The sequence below is a fragment of the Pseudomonas sp. R1-18 genome (genome assembly GCF_051132095.1).
Taxonomy (GTDB): domain Bacteria; phylum Pseudomonadota; class Gammaproteobacteria; order Pseudomonadales; family Pseudomonadaceae; genus Aquipseudomonas.
On record NZ_CP071658.1, the window covers coordinates 2,003,216 to 2,017,558 of the forward strand.

12 protein-coding genes are annotated in these 14,343 nt (G+C 61.2%); 4 read left to right on the plus strand and 8 right to left on the minus strand.

Features of this window, described 5'->3' with window-relative positions; all coding sequences use genetic code 11:
• Positions 1-304 precede the first annotated feature (304 nt).
• A complete protein-coding gene (rlmKL, locus tag J3P77_RS09150; protein ID WP_434681230.1) occupies positions 305-2,578 on the plus strand; it encodes a bifunctional 23S rRNA (guanine(2069)-N(7))-methyltransferase RlmK/23S rRNA (guanine(2445)-N(2))-methyltransferase RlmL in 2,274 nt (757 codons plus the stop codon).
• Between the two features lie 374 nt (positions 2,579-2,952).
• Here the strand turns inward: rlmKL and dacB are convergent, their stop codons facing one another.
• On the minus strand, positions 2,953-4,422 hold the full coding sequence (dacB, locus tag J3P77_RS09155; RefSeq protein WP_434681232.1) for a D-alanyl-D-alanine carboxypeptidase/D-alanyl-D-alanine endopeptidase: 1,470 nt from the start codon (positions 4,420-4,422) through the stop codon (positions 2,953-2,955).
• Between the two features lie 269 nt (positions 4,423-4,691).
• Between dacB and J3P77_RS09160 the strand changes: the two genes are divergently transcribed.
• The gene (locus J3P77_RS09160; RefSeq protein ID WP_434681233.1) at positions 4,692-5,036 is read left to right on the plus strand and encodes a YggL family protein; all 345 of its coding nucleotides are present in this window, start codon (positions 4,692-4,694) and stop codon (positions 5,034-5,036) included.
• Between the two features lie 156 nt (positions 5,037-5,192).
• Here the strand turns inward: J3P77_RS09160 and J3P77_RS09165 are convergent, their stop codons facing one another.
• The 7 genes from J3P77_RS09165 to J3P77_RS09195 form a co-directional block, all read right to left on the minus strand.
• On the minus strand, positions 5,193-8,816 hold the full coding sequence (locus tag J3P77_RS09165; protein ID WP_434681234.1) for a transporter substrate-binding domain-containing protein: 3,624 nt from the start codon (positions 8,814-8,816) through the stop codon (positions 5,193-5,195).
• A gap of 8 nt (positions 8,817-8,824) precedes the next feature.
• Positions 8,825-9,451 (minus strand): response regulator, encoded by a 627-nt coding sequence (locus tag J3P77_RS09170; protein ID WP_434681236.1) that lies wholly within the window; start codon positions 9,449-9,451, stop codon positions 8,825-8,827.
• 327 nt (positions 9,452-9,778) lie between these two features.
• Entirely contained in the window at positions 9,779-10,177 is a 399-nt protein-coding gene (locus J3P77_RS09175; protein ID WP_434681238.1) for a response regulator, read from the minus strand.
• Between the two features lie 257 nt (positions 10,178-10,434).
• Positions 10,435-11,766 (minus strand): deoxyguanosinetriphosphate triphosphohydrolase, encoded by a 1,332-nt coding sequence (locus tag J3P77_RS09180; RefSeq protein ID WP_434681239.1) that lies wholly within the window; start codon positions 11,764-11,766, stop codon positions 10,435-10,437.
• Between the two features lie 233 nt (positions 11,767-11,999).
• Positions 12,000-12,359, minus strand: a complete 360-nt coding sequence (locus J3P77_RS09185; RefSeq protein ID WP_434681241.1) for a hypothetical protein — start codon at positions 12,357-12,359, stop codon at positions 12,000-12,002.
• A complete protein-coding gene (locus J3P77_RS09190) occupies positions 12,356-12,748 on the minus strand; it encodes a phage holin family protein (RefSeq protein ID WP_434681243.1) in 393 nt (130 codons plus the stop codon). Before J3P77_RS09190 ends, J3P77_RS09185 begins: the two co-directional genes overlap by 4 nt.
• 3 nt (positions 12,749-12,751) lie before the next feature.
• Positions 12,752-13,066, minus strand: a complete 315-nt coding sequence (locus J3P77_RS09195; protein ID WP_434681244.1) for a DUF883 family protein — start codon at positions 13,064-13,066, stop codon at positions 12,752-12,754.
• A 256-nt stretch (positions 13,067-13,322) separates the two neighbouring features.
• Here J3P77_RS09195 and J3P77_RS09200 point away from each other — a divergent pair, with 256 nt between their 5' ends.
• Entirely contained in the window at positions 13,323-13,943 is a 621-nt protein-coding gene (locus J3P77_RS09200) for a hypothetical protein (protein WP_434681245.1), read from the plus strand.
• 111 nt (positions 13,944-14,054) lie between these two features.
• A complete protein-coding gene (locus J3P77_RS09205; RefSeq protein ID WP_434681246.1) occupies positions 14,055-14,294 on the plus strand; it encodes a glutaredoxin family protein in 240 nt (79 codons plus the stop codon).
• Positions 14,295-14,343: the final 49 nt, after the last annotated feature.

The following is a 14,343-nucleotide window of genomic DNA, read 5'->3' on the forward strand; positions in this document are numbered from 1 at the left end:
CCGTGCAACCCTGCTGACCCGTGGGCTGCAGGCGAACGGGGCGTGACCTGCGGCGATAGCCGATTGCTCCGTATCCGAATGGTTAAGGCGACGAAAGGTCACGAGAAATTGCAAAATTGCCTACCTTCACGGGTAGCTTATGCAGTTTGTAAATAATGATTGCTGCCGTAATGCCATGAGTTGGCATACGGCGGACCGGCACACATTCGCGTGCCACGCAGGCGTTCTCCCTGAAAGGCGCCTGTTTTGAATCTGGTAGGGCAATGCGTTGCCCGCCGCTGACGGCTCAGGCCCTGGAATACACATGTCGGATCGCTACGAACTTTTCCTCACTTGCCCCAAAGGCCTCGAAGGGCTGCTAGCCGAAGAGGCCGCGAGCCTTGGCCTTGAGGAAGGCCGCGAACATACCTCTGCCATCCGCGGCATGGCCGACATGGAGACTGCTTACCGGCTGTGCCTGTGGTCGCGCCTGGCGAACCGCGTGCTGCTGGTGCTCAAACGCTTCCCGATGAAGGACGCCGAAGACCTCTACCACGGCGTGCTGGACATCGAGTGGCAGGACCATCTCGAAGCGGACGGTACTATCGCTGTCGAATTCAGCGGTCACGGCTCCGGCATCGACAACACCCACTTCGGTGCCCTGAAGGTCAAGGACGCCATCGTCGACAAGCTGCGCACGCCCGACGGCGAGCGTCCTTCGGTCGACAAGATCAACCCGGATTTGCGCGTGCATCTGCGGCTGGACCGTGGCGAGGCGATTCTGTCGCTGGACCTGTCGGGCCACAGCCTGCACCAGCGCGGTTATCGCCTGCAGCAGGGGGCCGCGCCGCTCAAGGAAAACCTGGCGGCGGCGATCCTCATCCGTGCCGGCTGGCCGCGCATCGCCGCGGAAGGCGGCGCGCTGGCGGACCCGATGTGCGGGGTTGGCACCTTCCTGGTCGAAGCGGGCATGATCGCGGCCGACATCGCACCCAATCTCAAGCGCGAGCGCTGGGGTTTCTCGGCGTGGCTGGGCCACGTACCGGCGCTGTGGCGCAAGCTGCACGACGAAGCACTGGCGCGTGCGCAGGCCGGTCTGGCACGTCCGCCTTTGTGGATTCGGGGCTATGAAGCCGATCCGCGGCTGATTCAGCCGGGCCGCAACAACATCGAACGCGCCGGCCTGAGCGAATGGATCAAGGTCTATCAGGGCGAAGTGGCGACATTCGAGCCGCGCCCGGATCAGAACCAGAAAGGTCTGGTGATCTGCAACCCGCCCTACGGCGAGCGCCTCGGTGATGAAGCCAGCCTGTTGTATCTCTACCAGAACCTGGGCGAGCGCCTGCGTCAGGCCTGTCTGAACTGGGAAGCGGCGGTATTCACCGGCGCGCCGGATCTGGGCAAGCGCATGGGTATTCGCAGCCACAAGCAGTATTCATTCTGGAACGGCGCGCTGCCCTGCAAGCTGCTGTTGATCAAGGTGCTGCCCGATCAGTTCGTCACCGGCGAGCGTGGTACTGCCGAACAGCGCCAGACCGAACGCGAGGCTGCGGTCGAAGCATCAAGTGAAGCTTCGAGTGAGGCCTCGGGCGAAAAGCGGTTCAACAAGAACGGCAACCCGATCAAGCCGGCGCCCGTCGTCGTGGAGCAGGCGCGGCTGAGCGAAGGCGGGCAGATGTTCGCCAATCGTCTGCAGAAGAATCTCAAGCTGATGGGCAAATGGGTGCGCCGCGAGGGCATTGAATGCTACCGCGTGTACGACGCAGACATGCCCGAGTACTCGCTGGCCATCGATCTGTACCATGACTGGGTGCATGTGCAGGAATACGCCGCGCCGAAGTCCGTCGATCCGGAAAAAGCCTCGGCGCGATTGTTCGATGCGCTGGCCGCCATTCCACAGGCGCTGAACATCGACAAGAGCCGGGTAGTGATCAAGCGCCGCGAGCGCCAGAGCGGCACCCGGCAGTACGAGCGTCAGAGTTCCCAGGGCCAGTTTCTGGAAGTGAACGAAGGCGGGGTGAAGCTGCTGGTCAATCTGACCGATTACCTGGATACAGGCCTGTTCCTCGACCACCGCCCGATGCGCATGCGCATCCAGCGCGAAGCGGCCGGCAAGCGCTTCCTCAACCTGTTCTGCTATACGGCAACCGCCAGTGTGCATGCGGCCAAGGGTGGTGCGCGCAGCACGACCAGCGTCGACCTGTCACGCACCTATCTGGACTGGGCACGGCGCAACCTGTCGCTCAACGGGTTCTCGGACAAGAACCGTCTGGAGCAGGGCGACGTGATGGCCTGGCTGCAGGCTTCGCGTGACGAGTACGACCTGATCTTCATCGACCCGCCGACCTTTTCCAATTCCAAGCGCATGGAAGGCGTCTTTGATGTGCAGCGTGATCAGGTCGAGCTGCTGGACCTGGCCATGGCGCGGCTCGCGCCGGGCGGCGTGCTGTACTTCTCCAACAACTTCCGCAAGTTCGTGCTGGACGAGAATCTGGGACAGCGCTACGCCGTCGAAGAAATCACCGCGCAGACTATCGACCAGGATTTCGCCCGAAACAGCAAGATCCACCGTGCCTGGAAGATCACCGCCAAGGCTTGAACTGCGGCTCCTGCAACCATGTGCGTGCGGGAGCCAGCTTGTTGTGGGAGCCAGCTTGCTGGCGACAGTGCCGGTTCAGCCCACACGTCTGTGTCGTCTGACTAGCAGCACTCGCCAGCAAGCTGGCTCCCACAAAACGTAAGCAGCTCATATTCGTGCGGGAGCCAGCTCAGTTAACTGTGGGAGCCAGCTTGCTGGCGAGACAATCCAACGATCTGGCGCGTAGCGGCAGCAGGGCATCGCCCTTAGCTCAAGTCAGACTCAAGCCCGTGGGAGCCAGCTTGCTGGCGAGAGTGCCGGTTCAGCCCACACGTCTGCATCGTCTGACCAGCAGCACTCGCCAGCAAGCTGGCTCCCACAGCGCCGCTAAAGCCTCAGGGCTGTTCGATCGACACGGTGGTGTTGGTCAGCTTTGGCTGTCGGTACAACTCGACCAGCACTTCGTCCAGCACCGATGAGGCACCGAATGGACGAGGGTCGTTGAGGATGGCGACCACCGCCCAGGTATTGCCGTTGCTGTCGCGGCTGAAGCCTGCGATGGCGCGCACGGTATTCAACGTGCCGGTCTTGATATGGGCCTGCCCCAGCACCGGCGTGCGCTTGAGACGCTTGCGCATGGTGCCGTCCATGCCGGCGAGCGGCATGGAACTCATGAACTCGGCAGCGTATGGGCTGCGCCACGCGGCTTGCAGAATCACTGCCATTTCACGCGCGCTGACCCGTTCGGCACGTGACAGACCTGAACCGTTTTCCATCACCAGATGCGGCGCGGTGATGCCCTTTTTCGCCAGCCACTGGCGCACCACGCGCTGCGCGGCCTTGGCGTCATCGCCATCGGCTTCGTTGCGGAATTCCTGGCCCAGGCTCAGGAACAGCTGCTGCGCCATGGTGTTGTTGCTGTATTTGTTGATGTCACGAATCACTTCGACAAGGTCCGGCGAAAAAGCCTTGGCGAGCAACTTCGCGTTGCCTGGCACCACGTCGACACGATCCTTGCCCAGAATGGTCCCGCCCAGTTCCTGCCAGATGGCCCGCACTGCCCCGGCGGCATAGGTGGGATGGTCGAGCAGCGACAGGTAGGTCTGCGAGTTGCAACCGTTGCCCAGCTGACCGCTGACCGTCACGTTGACGCTGCCGTCAGGCTGGGTCACCGGGTTGTAGCGCACCTCGCCGTTGCACTGCTTGGTGGCAGCGGCCTTGACCTGATTGTCGATACGGACCGTGGCGATAGGCGGTTCGACCGAAACCAGAATCTTGCCGTCGTCGTTTCGGGTCACGAAGCGCAGTGCCTTGAGATTGACCATCAAGGCGTCGGGCTTGACCAGAAACGGCTTGTTCACGTCGTTGCCATCATCGTTGAAGACCGGCAGCTGCGGCTGCACGAAGTGGCTGCGATCCAGCACCAGATCCCCGGTGACCTGCTGCACGCCGTTAGCCCTCAGGTCGCGCATCAGCAGCCAGAGTTTCTCCATGTTCAGCTTCGGGTCGCCGCCACCTTTGAGGTAAAGGTTGCCGCGCAGCACGCCGTTGCTCAGAGTCCCGTCGGTGAAGAACTCGGTCTTCCACTGGTGGGTCGGGCCGAGCACTTCAAGCGCGGCGTAGGTGGTGACCAGCTTCATGGTCGAGGCCGGGTTGACCGACACATCGGCATTGAAAACGGTCGGGGTGCCCGGCCCGTTGAGCGGCAGCATGACTAGCGACAGGGCGTCGTCGCCGAGCTTGCTGGCCTTGAGGGCCTGTTGAACCTTGGGTGGCAGGGTGGTGTTGACGACAGCGGCTTGAACGGGAAGAGCCAGCGGGAAAATGAGGGTCGCTAGCAGAAAAGGACGCAACGATTTGATCATGGAAATAACACCCTACTGCAAAGAGGGGAAAAAATGAGGGCATGGATGGATTCCCTCGATAGAAATATAGATCGCGCGAGGCATTTGGTAATAAAGAAGCGCTCGCCCGTGAACAGGCGGCATTATGCCCGAAGCGGGCCGGGGTTGTGACAGACCGATGGCAACGTCCGAAACTTTTTTCTGCAATCGGGGTGAATCTCCATTGCGCGGGCTTTTGCCGGGCCAAACTGGTAAAGTGCCGCCCGGTATTTATTTATGAGGATTGTTCCATGGCCACTAACCGTTCCCGCCGTCTGCGCAAAAAGCTCTGCGTCGATGAATTTCAGGAGCTGGGTTTTGAGCTGAACCTGGATTTCAAGCCAGAACTGGATGACCAGGCAATCGATGCTTTCCTCGACGCTTTCTTGAAAGAAGCCATGGAAGCCAATGGTCTTGGCTATGTAGGCGGCGATGACTTCGGTCTGGTCTGCCTGAGCAAGCGTGGCTCGGTCAACGAAGAGCAACGCGCTGCCGTTGAAGCCTGGCTCAAAGGCCGCAGCGAACTGACCGAGATGACTGTCAGCCCGCTGATCGACGTCTGGTACCCGGAAAAAGAAATCAACCCGGTCGCTTGATGTCTGGGGGAGCAGGCCCTGCGCCTGCTTCCTTGCTTCGCCCTCGCAGTCGTTTCAAATGCATCAGGTTCCAGCGCAGCACGTCCTCATGCCTGCGTCCCGAAAGTAGCTCCATCCCCAAAATTGCTCCATTCCGAAAAAATACCTCCATCCTTCTCAGGCACCGCTTGCAGCCTGTGCCTGCTCGCTCGCCAGAGCGTTTTCCAGATCGTACATCGCCCGTTTCACGGCTTCGAGTCGTTGGCTGATCTGGCGGTCCGGTACTTCCCGACCGCAGGCATCTTCCAGCTCCTCACAGCTCCTGATCACACGTGAGGCGCGGATAATTCGCGCGGCACCTTTGATGCGATGCGCCATTTCCCCGATCTGCTCCCGATCACTTGCCTCCGATAATGCGGCCAGCATCAGCCGGTCTTCACGGCTGCTGTTCAGCAGTTGCGCGAGCAAGCGCTGAGCCATATCGGGGCGGCCGCCAGTCAGGCTGCTGACGCTGGCCATATTGAAGTCAGGTTCGGTGCCGGCAGTCGGGTCAAGCGTGGCCAGACGCTCGTTGAGCGTCGTCAGGCTGACAGGCTTGAACAGGCAATCGTCCATTCCCGCTTGCAGACAACGTTCGATCTCTTCGGGCTGAGCGTTGGCGGTGAAACCCCAGATCGCGCATCGCGGCAGCCCGTCTTCCTGTTCGCGCCGGCGGATGCTTTTTGTCAGCTCGTAGCCGTTCATGATCGGCATGTTGCAGTCAGCGATCACCAGATCGAACGGCTCCGCCTGCCAGCGCTCCAGTCCGTCGGCACCCTGTTCGGCGGTCTCGCAACGATGGCCGAGAAAATCCAGCTGCTGGCATAACAGAAGACGGTTGGCCGGATGGTCGTCGACGATGAGGATGCGCAGCGCCTGAGTCGCCGGGGGCACCGGTTGCGGCGCGGCTGGCAGCGGTGAGAGTGGGTCGAGGCGCGTCAGCTCCAGTGTCATGTGTACGGTGGTTCCGCGGCCCGGTTCGCTTTCCAGCGTCAGGCTTCCGCCCATCATCTGGCAGAGATTGCGGCAGATGACCAGGCCCAGGCCGGCTCCGGCCCGAGCCTGCTGGCTATGGTTGTCGGCCTGCGCAAAGGGCTCGAACAGTCGTCGCTGATCGTCGGCGCTGATGCCGATGCCGCTGTCGCGCACCGTCAGGTCCAACAGGAACCGTTGCGCCGCGGCGCCGTCCCTGGCCTGCAGGCTGACCCGCACTTCGCCGTGGGCGGTGAACTTGATCGCATTGCTCACCAGATTGGAAAGCACCTGCTTGAACCGCAGCGGGTCGATCAGCACGTCGCCGTTGATCTGGCTGTCCAGTTCAAGGACCAGATTCAGACGTTTCTGCCGGGCCAGGCCGTCGAACACTCGCACCACCGACTCCGCCAGCTGGCGCAGATTGGCGCGCTCCGGGCTGAGGGCCAGGTGCCCGGATTCGATGCGCGCGATATCCAGGATGTCGCCGATCAGGCCCAGCAGATCGTTGGCCGAACCGTAGGCGACCTCGATGGCGCCACGGTCCAGTTCACCCTGGTCGGCGCGCTTGAGCGCCAGTTCGAGCATGCCGATGACTGCGTTCATCGGCGTGCGGATTTCATGGCTCATGGTCGCCAGAAAGGTGCTCTTGGCGCGGCTGGCATTGTCGGCCTGCTCTTTGGCGGCCTGCAGCTCCTCGATCAGTTCGCGACGCTCGCTGATATCGATCCAGCCACCAATGACGCCCTGTACCACGCCGAGCGAATCGCGAAAGGGCAGGATCCAGTGGTAGATGGTCATGTGCCGGTCGCCGATGTGCAGCGTGCGGTCCAGGACCATGGCGGTGTCGGTAGCCATGACCCGCTGGTAGTCGGCGGCGTACTCACGGGCCTCGGAAGCGTTGCTGAGGACCCCTTCGGTGACGGCCCTGTCGATGACGTCCTCGCGGCGGGCGGCGAACGCCTTGAGGTAGCTGTCATTGCACATGCGCAACAGCCCGCCGCGATCCCGCACGTAGATCGGATGAGGAGTGCCATCCACCAGGGCGCGCATGAATTCGAACTGGTCGTTGAGCGCCCGCTCCGCGGCCTCGCGCTGTTTGATCTGTCGGCGCATGTAGGCATTCCATGCCAGCAGCGCCAGCAACAGCACACCGGCGCCCAGCACAATCTGGTAGATCAGCCGCTGGTAGTCTTGCCAGTTCACGCCGGTATGGGCATAGGACCGCCAGCGATTGTTGATGGCTGCCAGTTCCTGCGGGGCGATGCTGGCCAGCGCCTTGTCGAGTATCGAGCTCAGCTCCAGAGCATTGCGCGAGGTGGCCATCGAAATCAGCGCGGGTTCCTCGCCCACCGTTGCCGTGATTTGCAGGCGCTGGCCGAAGATGCCCGACGACAGAAAGTAGTTGGCGCTCAGCAGCGAAGTGACCGCACCTTCCACTCGGCCCAGCGACAGCATGTCCAGCACCTGGAACGGGTTGTCGACCTCGACGGGCACGATGCGCGGGAATTCACGCTTGAGCCAGGGAAGCAGTGGACTGCCCTTGATCAACGCCAGTCGCTTGCCGTCCATCTGTTCCAGATAGGCGGGGTTTCTTTCGCCCTTGAGCGTCAACAGCACGAACGAGTTTTCGACGTACGGGCGGGTGAAGCTCAACCGGTCCTGGCGATCGTCGCTGGCCACCAGCGCGCCGATTACATCGGCTTGTCCCAGGCTCACCTGATCCATCATGTCGGCCATGCTCGGCGCGCGTCGTACCTCGAAACGCAGCCCGGTACGCAAACGGACCAGCTCCAGCAGGTCGGCGGTCACGCCGCGGAAATGGCCATTGGTGTCGAAGAAGGTCAGCGGTGCATAGGTTTCGTTGATGACCACGCGCACCTCGGGGTGGCGAGCAATCCAGCGTTCCTCGCGCGGGGTGAGTTGCAGTTTCTGATCGGTGACCATCAGGTCGCTGCCGGCGGTCCAGCGCTTGGAGATGGCGATGCGTTCATCGACCGGTATGGCCTTGAGCGTCTGGTTTATCACCTCCAGCAGGGTCGGGTTTTGCTGGCTGACGGCGAAGCTGAAACCGTTGGCCTCGTGCTTGCCAAAGTTGGCCATCTGCACGTTGTTCAGATAGCCCTTGTTAATGATGTACTGAGTGGAAATGGTGTCGCCAAGAAATACGTCCGCCTGATTGAACGCCACCGCGTTGATCGCGTTCTGGAATGAGGGGTAGGTGGTGAGCAACGCATCAGGGTAGAGCGCTTCGACCATTTTGGGCGGGAGATAGTGGTAAACCATGCTCAGCCGCATGCCTTTGAGCCCGTCGGTCAACGAGCGGGTTTCGCCGATGCGGCTGACCAGCACCGGCTGATCGACTGCATAGGGCTGCGATAACCGGATGCCCTGGTCTATTGCTTCGAAGCCGTTCGCACTGCCAAGCAGATCGATCTGGCCTTGTTTCAGTGCCGCCATGGCCGCAGCGCGGTTGTCGAAACGCTGGACCCTGACCGGCAGGTCCAGCGCCGCGGAGATGATACTTGCGTAGTCGGCGGTTATGCCTTCGTAGTCGTTGCCCGAGATCGTGATGTCGAACGGCGGATAGTCCGGTGCCGAGGTGCCAAGGATCAGCTCCCGCTTGCCGCGCACCCACCGCCATTGATTGCCGTCGAGCTTCACATCCATGTGAGCCGGACTTGAGCGCCCCAGCAGGATGAAATGATCCGCCGCGCTTGAGGACGATGCCGCCCATCCCAGGCAGAAGCCCGTGATGAGCGTAATTAACAGTTTGTAGCGCCTGGACATCCGGTCCCTCACACTAGCGCGTTGCGTTTTGCCATCTCGATAAGTTCTACCAGGGTTTTGGTCTGGAGTTTTTGCATCAATCGAGTCTTGTAGGTGCTGACTGTCTTGTTACTGAGGAACATGCCCTTGGCGATCTCCTTGTTGGATCGGCCCTGGGCAAATAACTGCAGGACCATGAGTTCGCGGTCGTTCACCAACTTGAAAAGTTCTGTTTCGCTTGGTTTGCCGTCTTCGCCGACGGCGGGAGCCAGGGCCTGACTGGGGAAGTAATTGTAGCCGGATAATACGGCCTTCACCGAACTGAGCAACTCGCTCAGATCTTCCTGTTTGCAGACGTAGCCAGCCGCGCCGGACTGCATGCAACGGATGGCGAACAGGTGCGGCGTCTGCGAAGTGAGCACGAGTATCTTCGAGGGAAGCCCCATGGCGTTGAACCGGGCCAGTACCTCCAGACCGTCGAGCTTGGGGATGCTGATGTCGAGGATGATCAGGTCCGGCATGCATTCACGCACCATCTGCATGGCGTCCACACCGTTATCCGTCTCGCCGACGACTTCGTAGTTCTCGTTTTCCAGCAGCATCCGCACGGCCAGGCGAATAACTGGATGGTCGTCGATGATAAAAACTGAGTTCATAGTTCAATCCATACAAGCAGCGTAGAAAACGCGCACCTTATCTCAGATGTTCAGACAGGCACATGAACAGAGGGGCCCGGAGGGCATATATAGGAAGGTTCCTACAGTAATTAGAGTATTGGAGTACGTAAAAGCCCACGTCTGGAACAAAATGTTTAATGGCGCGACCTGTCTGCTGACTGCGCTGGAAAGTTATAGCGGCGTGTGATGTTTATCGTCTTTTGGAATTATCCTCCAACGGAAGCGGCAACTTCCTACGTGTTTATTTGTGTAAACCGGAAGGCCCAGGCTGGGCGTCTTGCTGTGTAACGTCTTTGGCAAGGCCGCTCAGCATTCGGCTGGCTGTCTGGTGAGCAAGCGGGAAAGATCAGGGCCGTGAAGCGGTTTGCTCAGGCAACCCAGTAACGGCAACCCGCGCTCGCGTGCCAGATGCTCCAGCGTTTGCAGCTGTCCGCTGCCCAGCCCGCTGAGCACGATTGCCTGACGCACGAAACCGCGCCGGCAGGCGTGGTCGATCAGATCGAACCCCGTAAGGTCAGGCAGGCATTGATCACACAACAACAGGTCGTAGGGCTCGGGACTTCGTTCCATGGCAGCAATGGCCTCCACGGCGGTCAACGCGGGCGTGAGCAGAAAGTATCCGTGGTTGTTGAGCAGTATTTGGGTGGCGATCAGTTGGAACGGGTGATCTTCTACCAGCAGTATCCGCAGGTTGTGTTTGAACATGGGGCTTCCGGGAGCATCGGCCGTAAGGGGTGGATCGGGCTCGGCGCGGCGCAGTGAATCGAGCCGGATCGACGGGCGTCGCCGCGTCAGGGCGGCAGTTGAGTGCGGGGATTATTGGGGGCGCGGCCCCGGATGGGCGATAGGACGTTTCTGATAAAAACGTAGGGAGAGTCTGAAGTTTAGGTGTGTCATTAACGAGGAACCTGGCCTCAACGGGTTTTTTCCCAAGCTGTCGAAGCCTGATTCCTCAGTAATGTTCAGTGATGTCCTGCGCCGCCGGTCATTTCGCGGGCCATCTCACTGGCGTAGCTGTCAGTCATGCCGGCGATGAAGTCGATCATGCGCAGGAACGCGGCGTGCAGTGGCGCGTCGGGGCTCGGCGCGCTGTTGCCCAGCAGGTCGAGGATGCGCCGGTGTTTGAAGGACGGCGTGCGTCCGCCGAACTGTTCGACCGCCGCGCCGCAAAACGCATTGAGCAGCACTTCGAGCGTGGTATAGGCGCCGATCTCATGCAGAGTCTTGCGCTTGTCCTGGAAGATTTTCTTGCGCGCCATGTCCTTGGCGCTCAGCACACAGCGTTTGGCCGGCCCGTGCATGTGCTCGACCAGATCGCCGGGCAGCGTGCCGGCCAGCAGCGCGTCCTGCTGTTCAACGAAAGCGCGGGCGGCGGCGTTGGTCAGGTGCTCAATGGCCTTGCCGCGCAAGATCGCCAGTTTGCGTCGGCGCGAGTCCGCCGGACCGAGCTGACGATACGTCTCCGGCAGGTCGTCCCCGACCAGACTCAACAGCAGCGACTCAACCTCGGCGTATTCGAGCAGGTCCATTTCCAGGCCGTCTTCGAGATCGATCAATGCGTAGCAGATGTCGTCAGCCGCTTCCATCAGGTACACCAGTGGATGCCGCGCCCAGCGTTCATCTTCCAGCTGGGGCATGCCCAGTCGGGAGGCGATCTGTTCAAGAATCGGCAGTTCGCTCTGATAGCAGCCGAACTTGTGCTTCTTATAGCCCAGCGAATCGGCATGACGAGCCGTCCACGGGTATTTCAGGTACGTGCCGAGGGTGGCGTAGGTCAGGCGTGTGCCGCCGTCGAAATGGTGGTATTCAAGCTGGGTAAGTACGCGAAAACCCTGAGCGTTGCCTTCGAAATTGAGAAAGTCGTTACGCTCGGTCTCGCTCATCGCGTCCAGCCAGCCGCGACCGGCGGCCTGCGCGAACCAGTTGCGAATTGCATCTTCGCCGGAATGGCCGAAAGGCGGATTGCCGATGTCGTGGGCGAGGCAGGCCGATTGCACGACCATGCCCAGATCGCTGGGGTCGCACCAGTCGGGCAGGGCGCCGCGCAGGGTTTCTCCGACGCGCATACCCAGCGAACGGCCGACACAGCTGACTTCCAGCGAGTGAGTCAGGCGCGTGTGGATATGGTCATTGCTCGACACCGGGTGGACTTGGGTCTTGCGGCCCAGGCGACGGAAAGCACCCGAGAATATGATGCGGTCGTGATCCTTGTGGAACGGGCTGCGGCCCAGTTCTTCAGGACTGTGCAGGGTCTTGCCCAGGCGTTCGCGGTTAAGCAGGGTTTGCCAATCCAAGGCGGTCACTCCATCAGTGGTATGGGCCTAGCTTCGGGGTTCCATCCGCCGTGCGCAAGGTCTGTCGCCGTCGGTGCAGATGAACAGTAGTCTGCCGAGCGGCATGGCTCAACGTACGTGCTCGCCGGTCCGGGGGCAAAAACAGGAATGCCCGCTGCGGCAGCGCCGATGCGGGCATTCATGTCGCCGGCCAGGGACCGCTTTGCGTGCAGCTGCAGATCTGACGGTCGGGCTCAGAGCCTGCGCGTCTTGTTCTGCCTGTTCTGCATCGCGACCTTGATCAGCGGCAGCAGGGTAATGCCCAGTTTGACCAGGCTGCCCACGGTGCTGGACTTGTCTGAACGGCGGGTCTTGGCGGCCCGACCGCTGAACATGCCCAGTATCGCCGCGACGCCCACCCCCCACAGCGGCGCGTGACGTACGCCCAGAGCGCCTTTCCAGTCATGACGAATGCCGCGCAGACGTTGCAATGGCTGCAGCAGGTGCGTGGATTCGTGGCGAATCTCCTGGCGGTGCATTTCCATGCGCAGGCGGATCAGCGCCTTGCGCAGTTCGCGTCGGGTATTGCCTTGATGCGATTTGGGTTCACTCATGGCAGCAATCGCTCACGGTCATTGGCCAGTTCTTCCAGGGTCGCGCTGAACGGAGACGATTCATCGTAAATCGCCGCTTTCAGACGCAGCCCGCAGAACACCGCGGCCAGGAAGTAGAACACGCACAACCCGACGATCCCGGCCACTCGGTAGTTGTCCCACAACAGGATCAGCAACAAGGCGGACAGGCCGGTGAGCAGCAGCAGGGCGAAAACCAGCGCCAGCCCTGCAAACAGCAGAAGGCTGACAGTCCGGGCTTTCTGCTCCTGAAGTTCGATGCCGAGCAGTTCGACGTGGCTGTGCAGCAGGCCAAGAAAAGCAGCGCCCAGGCGCCGCGGTGAGGAGCTTTGGTCCGCCGCTGGCGGCCCAGAATCCGTTCCCAGTGTCATGACTTAGCGCCTTGTTACCAGCAAGCCCAGCAGGAAACCGGCGCCGGCGGCGATACCGACCGACTGCCAGGGTTTGGTCTGCACGTATTCTTCCGTTGCAACGATTGCTGCTTCGCCACGCGCACGCACCGATTGCTCAGTGTCTTTCAGGGTCTCTTTGGCGCGCAACAGGCTTTCACGGATCTGGTCCCGAAGCTCGTCCGCCTGCTCACCGGCCAGGGAGGCGGTGTGCTCAAGCAGTTTTTCGGTGTCAGCAACCAAGGCCTGAAAGTCGGCCTTCAAGACTTCCTGGGCGTACTGTGCGGTTTGGCTAGGCATGGTTTTCTCCGTTAGGTGGCTGTATGGAGGCTTCGAGTGCGACCGATTCCATAAGGTTCCTTGAAGGCCCCTCGCAATCCTTCGGGCACGGGCGTGATGGCCGACCTGCCGCTGCTGGATCGCGCCAGGGCGCTGAGCAAGCGGCGCTTTAAAACCGGCGCTTCGGGGATAGTGTCATAGAAAATCTTGTATGGCGTCCGATGACAGCCTTTTGTTGTGATGCGCTGTTGGCACAGTCATGACACGAGGCACGAGGATGGGGTTACAGACGTTTACGCCATATGGCGGCATCTCGGTGATGCTGCCTGCCGCGCTGGTTATCGCGATCTGGCTGTGGACCATGCGCTCCAGGCGCTCGGCGTTGTTATGGGGCCTGACCTTGCTGGTGACTTACTCGGTGGTCGTGGTCAGCAAGGTGTTGTTCAAAGGCTGGGGCGTAGCGCTGGAAAGCCTTGGGATTTATGTTCTGAGTGGCCATGCGATGAACATGTGTCTGATGCTGCCGGTCGGGCTCAGTCTGCTGGTACGCCAGGTCCGGCCTGCGTTGCGCTGGCCGGCGGCAGCTCTGGGGCTGGTGCTGGGTAGCCTGTTTGCGGTGTTCTGCGTCGCGCCCTTCATCCATCCGCTGGCCGAAGCAGTGGCGGGGGCGTTGCTGGGCGGTATTGCGGCCTGCGTGTTTCTGGCGTGTCTGGATAACCATTCGCCCGGCCGGATTCCTTCGGCCGCGGTTGTCGCGGGTCTGCTGTTCATCGCCATCAGCAGCAACCTCACGCAGCTCAATGCCGAAAAACTGCTGGATCGCATCTCGATGAAGATCTCCGGCTCTGAGCGCGCCTTCCGCCAGCCCGACTGGCGCAGTGGCAGCGAAACGCTCTGAGCGGCCGCGCCAGGGCCGGGCGTGCAGGCAGGCTTTGCCTCGACGCCTGCGCGGTGCGGGAATAGAATATCGGCCCCGGTTTACATTTCCGCCCCGCTTGAGGACGCGTCAATGCTTCCTGAATGCCAGCTGTTCGGTACCCTGGGGTGCCATTTGTGTGAGGCTGCCGAAGCAGAGCTGTTGCCGTTCGTTGAGCACGGGCTGCTGGTGGAGCTGGTGGACATCGCCGACGACCCGCGCCATTACGACGCGTATTGCCTGCGGATTCCCGTGCTCCGGCGAGTGGACACCGGCGAAGAACTCGATTGGCCATTCGAAGGTCCGCAACTCGCTTCTTTTCTGGGCAAGTGAAGTAGCAGGCAACCAAAACCTATCCCGACCTTCCCAGGCTGAATGCGCA